General features: G+C 26.7%; 1 protein-coding gene. It reads right to left on the minus strand.

Translation table 11 applies throughout. The annotated features are described in order from the left end of the window. Window positions 1-146 precede the first annotated feature (146 nt). Window positions 147-971 (minus strand): DUF6929 family protein, encoded by an 825-nt coding sequence (locus tag RMO83_RS10375; RefSeq protein ID WP_310559610.1) that lies wholly within the window; start codon window positions 969-971, stop codon window positions 147-149. Window positions 972-1213: the final 242 nt, after the last annotated feature.

The raw sequence follows: 1213 nt of genomic DNA on the forward strand, positions 1-1213 counted from the left end.
TTTGTAAAAAAACCCAAAACTGGTTCATCACATTTCAAAATCGTCTGATTGTTTGTAGCATCATAAATATCATATTTATTGGCTGCTTTAAAAATACCTAAATGTTCTTTGATTAAAAAGACGTTTTTGCTGAAAATTGGATTCATTTATATATTTAGATTAATTTGTAATTTGTAAATTTTCGACACCAATTCCTCAGTATCATTATCTTCGCAAAGTAAGAAATTAATTTGGTTTTCGTGTTTAGAATACAATGTTAAACCTTCAAATTTTTGATTATTGGTGATTTGTATTGTTTGCTCGATTTCGAAAGTTTCAAAATCAATTTTACCGATTACACTTCCATAAATTTCGCCATCATCATAAGTATTTGAAGTGTTTTCGGCACAAGCCAAGAAATAAATTTTGTTCTCTATCACAATTGCATCTGTAAAACTGGTTTCTAGATTATTGATAATTGGTAACTTAAAAGGTTTGTAAATTACATTATCAAATTCTTTGTTGAAAATAAATATACCGTTTTTAGAAAATTCTCCATTTCCACGATTTATCAAATATAAATTTTCGTTATAATAAAACGATCCTTCAATATTTAAATCGTCATTAGTAAAATTGGCTTTTTGTTTTAGTTTTTCATACAAATCAGAAACATCTTTGATTGAAGTTTCGTTATTTTCTAAATCAAATTTAACTCTAATTTCTCGCTTTTTGGTCGAACCAGAACCAAAAATATAAAATTTATTGTCACGCAGAGTTATCGATTCGAAATCAGGTTTTTCTTTCTTTGCAATATTTTCCTCAGGATTTTCTAGAATCGGAAATTTAGATAAGTTTTTAGTTGAAATTTCATATTTGTATAAAAACCCAGAATTATCGCCAATTAAATATAAGTTTTCGTTAAGGTAAATTATTCCAGAGGCAGCACCAAGTCCAGAAATACTTGCAAAAATTCTAAGTGTAAAGTCAGTCATTGTTATATTTGATGTATTTTTCAAAAATAAACAATTATACACAGATTGTGCAGATTCATGTACTTTTTTTTGGTTTGGTTTTAGAAAATTGTTGGTTTTAAAAATCATTAATTTTTTAGATAAATACCTAGGTTTTGTCATTCCGACGAAGGAGGAATCGCATAACATAAGGAACCAATATAATTTCTCGTTAATCTGAATGACAAAATTCTGCCAAATTTATTTAACAAAAATTTAAAAAA

It is taken from the genome of Flavobacterium sp., from assembly GCF_031423415.1.
Taxonomy (GTDB): Bacteria; Bacteroidota; Bacteroidia; order Flavobacteriales; family Flavobacteriaceae; genus Flavobacterium.